General features: G+C 67.2%; 3 protein-coding genes. 2 read left to right on the top strand and 1 reads right to left on the bottom strand.

The features are described 5' to 3' along the window. The first annotated feature begins 188 nt into the window (after positions 1-188). Positions 189-737, top strand: coding sequence for a Uma2 family endonuclease (locus E1261_RS43270; RefSeq protein WP_132415937.1), 549 nt, complete (start codon positions 189-191; stop codon positions 735-737). Positions 738-804: 67 nt separating this feature from the next. Continuing rightward, a complete protein-coding gene (locus E1261_RS43275; RefSeq protein ID WP_238176815.1) occupies positions 805-1,338 on the top strand; it encodes a Uma2 family endonuclease in 534 nt (177 codons plus the stop codon). Here the strand turns inward: E1261_RS43275 and E1261_RS43280 are convergent. Next, the gene (locus E1261_RS43280; protein ID WP_132415941.1) at positions 1,335-4,568 is read right to left on the bottom strand and encodes an ATP-dependent DNA helicase; all 3,234 of its coding nucleotides are present in this window, start codon (positions 4,566-4,568) and stop codon (positions 1,335-1,337) included. The genes E1261_RS43275 and E1261_RS43280 overlap by 4 nt on opposite strands. Positions 4,569-4,627: the final 59 nt, after the last annotated feature.

The following is a 4,627-nucleotide window of genomic DNA, read 5'->3' on the forward strand; positions in this document are numbered from 1 at the left end:
GCAAGCCCCACCCCCGTTCCCAGCCTTCGCCTGACTCGGGGCATCCCGGGGTTTCCAGGGGCACGACTCAACGGGTTTTGGACCGAACCGACCCCCGATCCGGCCAAACCGCGGGGCATCGTGGGGCATCCCGGGGCAGATCACCGAAATGGCCCAAACCACCCCTCGACCCACGACATGCTGGTCGTATGCCCGATGCACCGACCGAGCCGTACGGCTCAGACCCGTACACACTTGCCTACCTCGACACCACCCCGGACAACGGCAAGCGACACGAAATCATCGACGGAGTGCTGTTCATTACCCCGGCACCAGGCCGCAATCATCAACGTGCGCTGACAAAATTGATGCTCGCCCTCGGCCGGGCTTGCCCCCGTGGACCGGAAGTCCTTCCAGGACCGTACGACTACCGCCCGACCGCAGAACGGTCCCTGCAGCCCGACCTGTTCGTACTGGCACCCGACGACACGAACCCTGCATACACGGAAGACCCCCTGCTGGTGGTCGAGATCATCTCGCCGCACACCAGGCTGATCGACCGGCATCTGAAGCGGCAGGTCTACCTGGAAGCCGGCCTGCCGTCGTACTGGATCTTCGAACCGGAGGACCGCGTGCTGACCGTGCTGGAACTGGAGAACGGACAGTACATCGAGCAGACGTTCAAGGACGACGAGGTCTTCGACGCCCCGCTGCCGTTCCCGGTCCGGATCGTCCCAGCTGAACTGAACCTGCTGTGACCGTTCCGACCACTCGTCGGGATCAACAGGCTGGTCCCGTGACCGAGAAGGAGGCACCATTGTGTCCGTGGAGACCATCGAGCCGAGACTCACACTGGCCGAGTTCGACGCACTGCCCGACGACGGGGAGTGGCGCGAACTGCTGGACGGGCGGGTCCTGGTGACTCCCGCTCCACGTCCCATCCATCAGACGGCGGCGGGCAACCTCTACACGTTGCTCCGCGCAGCTCGCACACCAGATCTGCTGGTCTACTTCGCACCGTTCGACTACCGCCCCGGCGGACCTAACTCACTACAGCCGGACGTGCTGGTCTGCCACCGCCAGGATGTCGGACCGCAGGGCGTTCAACGCCCATTGCTCCTGGCAGTCGAGGTAGCCTCGCCGTCGACGCGACACCAGGACGTGATGCGGAAGCGTCTCTTGTACGAGGCGCACGGCGTCCAGTCCTACTGGATCTTCGAACCGGAGGACGCTGTCCTAGTGGTGCTGGAACTGAAGAACGGGCAGTTCGTGGACCGGGTCTTCAAGGACGACGAGGTGTTCGAGGCCGAGCTTCCTTATCCCGTACAGATCGTTCCTGCCGAGCTACTCGAGTACTAGCCGTTCAGTAGGTCGATGAGTTGTTGTCTGTTGGGGAGGCTGTCCGGGCGGACTACGTCGGCGGTTCGGACGTAGTAGAAGGCTGCTCCTACTGCGTCCAGGGGGATGTTCATGAGTTCGGACCAGGCGACTCGGTAGATGGCCAGCTGTAAGGGGTCGGCGGATTCGGAGCGGCTGGTTTTCCAGTCGACCACGTCGTAGCCGCGGGAGCCGTCGGGGCGGACCACCTGGTAGACGGCGTCGATGCGGCCGCGGATGGTGCGGCCGCCCAGGGCGAGGGCGAACGGGGCTTCGATCTCGTAGGGGGAGGTTTCGCCGTAGGGGCCGGTGCGGAAGGCTTCCATCAGGTCGGTGAGGTCGGTGTCGTCGACGATGTCCTCGTCGGCTGCGCCGGGGAGGTCGTCGGGGTCGAGCAGGAGTTGCTGACCGAAGTAGGACTCGACCCAGGCGTGGAAGCGGGTGCCGAAGCGGGCGGCCCGGTTGGGTTTGCGGGGCATCGGGCGGGCTAGTTCGGAGGCGAGGCCGTCGGGGTCCTTGGCCAGGCGCATCACCTGGGTGGCGGACAACGCGGTCGGCAGGGTCACGTCGTACGCCTTGCGGCTTCGGCTTTCCCTTGCCTCTGACAACAATCTCTCGATCTCGGAGTCCCAGCGCGCGACCATCGCCTGCTCGTCGAGCAGCAGCGATTCCTCGGCCTCCGTCGACGGACCCTCGGAACGCGACAACTGCACCAGCCCGGCCGCCTCCAGCCGGAGTCGGTAGGCATCTGCGTCGTACGCCGCCGGCCAGGCTGCTGTGGTCGCCTCGGCGAGCTCGGGGTTCTCAGCCTCGAGGTCGGGCTGCTCGGCCCAGGCGATCACTCGCTCACCGGCGTGTTTCTTCAACGTCTCCAGGTACGACGAGGGGCCGCGCGGGCGCTTCTGGGTCGGGCCCCACCAGTGGCCGGTGGCGACCAGGATCTCCTTCGCGCGGGTGAAGGCGACGTACCCGAGGCGGCGCTCTTCGAGTGAGTTCACCTCTTTGCACTCGTCGGCGAACGCCTTCAGCCCCGCGTTCGACAGGTCGTGGAAGTCGGGCAGCGTGGCGGCGTCACCGCGCAGCGGCCACGGCAGCACCTTCGCGTTCGTCGTCCACTTGTCGCGGCCGCGATCGGACGGGAACACCTTCTGCACCAGCGTCGGCACGAAGACGATCGGCCACTCCAGCCCCTTCGACCGGTGCGTGGTGAGCAGCTTGACCGAATCCGCTTCGCTCGGTACGGCGAGGTCCAGGCCGGCGGCGTACTCCTCCTCGGCCGCGAGGTAGGCGAGCAGGCCATCGAGCGAACCGTCCGACTCGGTCGAGACAAAGTTGCCGACGGCATCGAGGAACGCGGCCAGGTGGTCGCGCCGGCCGGAGTCGAGATGGTCCGGGGTGGCGGTCAGCTCGACGTCCAGGCCGATGGTGGCGATCACCCGGCGGACGATGTCGAGCAGCGGCTCGCCTGCGTGGGCCCGCAGCTCGCGCAGCTCGGTGGACAGTTCCTTGAACCGGATCAGCGCCTCGGCCGAGTACCCCCACGCCTCCGAGCCAGGATCGTCGACCGCCTCGGCCAGCGAGATGACCTCGGTCGAGTCCATCCCGGCGACCGCGGCGTCGAGTGCGGCCACCAGGTCATCGGCGTTCGGCCGGGCGCCGGTGTCGGCGAGTGAGCGGGAGCGATTCGCCAGCAGGGCAAGGTCGCGGTGGCCGATCCGGTACCGCGGTCCGGTGAGGATGCGAAGCATGGCGGCGTTCGCGGTGAGGTCGTTGACGGCCTGCAGGGTGGCGACCACGTCGACGACCTCGGGCAGGGCGAGCAGCCCGCCGAGACCGACCACCTCGACCGGGACCTTGCGCGTGATCAGGGCCTCGTGGACCGCGCTCAGGTCGACGTTGGTCCGCATCAGGATGCCGATGTCCTTCCAGCGCCGGTTCGGCGTCCGGTGTGCGGCGACGATCGCGTCGGCGACCCACTCGATCTCCTGCGAGCGCGTCTCGAACAGGCCGACGGTGATCGCGCCCTCCGGCGCATCGGCCGGGGCTTCGAGCGGGATGACGCCGGGGTGCTGCTCATACAGCTCGGCCGCGTGCTGGTTGGCGGCAGCGAGGATGCGGCTGCCGCAACGGCGGTTGACGCTCAGCACGTAGCGGTGGGCCGGGGTGCCGTCGCCGTTCGGGAAGTGTTCGGGGAACTCGTCCAGGTTCGCAACCGAGGCACCACGCCAGCCGTAGATCGCCTGACAGGGGTCGCCGACCGCGGTGACCGGATGACCGCGGCCGTCCGGGCCGGCGAAGAGTGCGGTCAGCATCCGGCGCTGCGACACCGAGGTGTCCTGGTACTCGTCAAGCAACACAACCTTGTACCGCGCTCGCTCGGCGACCGAGACCTCCGGGCACTCCTCGGCCAATCGTGCGCCCAAGGCCATCTGGTCGGCGAAGTCGACGACACCGCGCTCGACCTTGTAGGCCTGATACTCCTCGACCAGTTGCAGGATCTCGCCACGCTTCAACGCAGTCTCGGCCAGCTTCTTGACCTCGACCGTCTGCTTCCGCGCCGCAGCAACCTCCTGCCGAACCGCCTCGTCATGATCCCGTACGGCGTCCGCCCGGAGCAGGTGATCCGCCAGCTCACCGTCCAGCGAGAGCAAGCTGTTGACCAGCGTCGGCACGTGATGCGACGCAAACCGGATCGGCCCGGAGGAACGCCGTACAACCCGACCTGCCAGCTGGAACCGGGTCGCATCGGCCAGCACCCGAGCGTCCGGCTCCAGCCCGAGCCGCAACCCGTGCTCGGCGATCAACGTGCCGGCAAACGCGTGGTACGTCGACACGACCGGCTCACCCGGCTCCTCGGGCTCCCAGTTCGGCACGTTGCTGCGGAGGTGTGCGGCCAGAATCGGATGCTGATCCGGTGGCAGCGTCGACCCCAGTACGCCGGCCTTGGTCAGGTCGTCGCGGATCCGGACATCGAGCTCGTTGGCAGCCTTCTTCGTGAAGGTCAGCCCCAGCACCTCTTCCGGCTTCACCTGCCCCGTGCAGATCAGCCAAACCACCCGAGCCGCCATCGCCGTCGTCTTCCCCGACCCAGCCCCCGCCACAATCACCCCAGGAGCCAGGGGCGCGGTGATTGCCGCCAACTGCTGATCACTGAACGGAATCCCGAGCAGATCACACAACTCAGCCGTGGTCTGAAGCTTCGCCGCAGTCATCAACAACTCCCTTCGCTGGCTGAGGTGGTGAGAGGGGTGAGAGGGGGTGAGGTGGGAAG

This window comes from Kribbella albertanoniae, from assembly GCF_004348455.1.
Classification (GTDB): domain Bacteria; phylum Actinomycetota; class Actinomycetes; order Propionibacteriales; family Kribbellaceae; genus Kribbella; species Kribbella albertanoniae.

Excerpts from the sequence above, each read along its gene's own strand:
- E1261_RS43270 (WP_132415937.1), top strand. The coding sequence starts at position 189 with ATGCCCGATGCACCGACCGAGCCGTACGGCTCAGACCCGTACACACTT.
- E1261_RS43280 (WP_132415941.1), bottom strand. The coding sequence starts at position 4,568 with ATGACTGCGGCGAAGCTTCAGACCACGGCTGAGTTGTGTGATCTGCTC.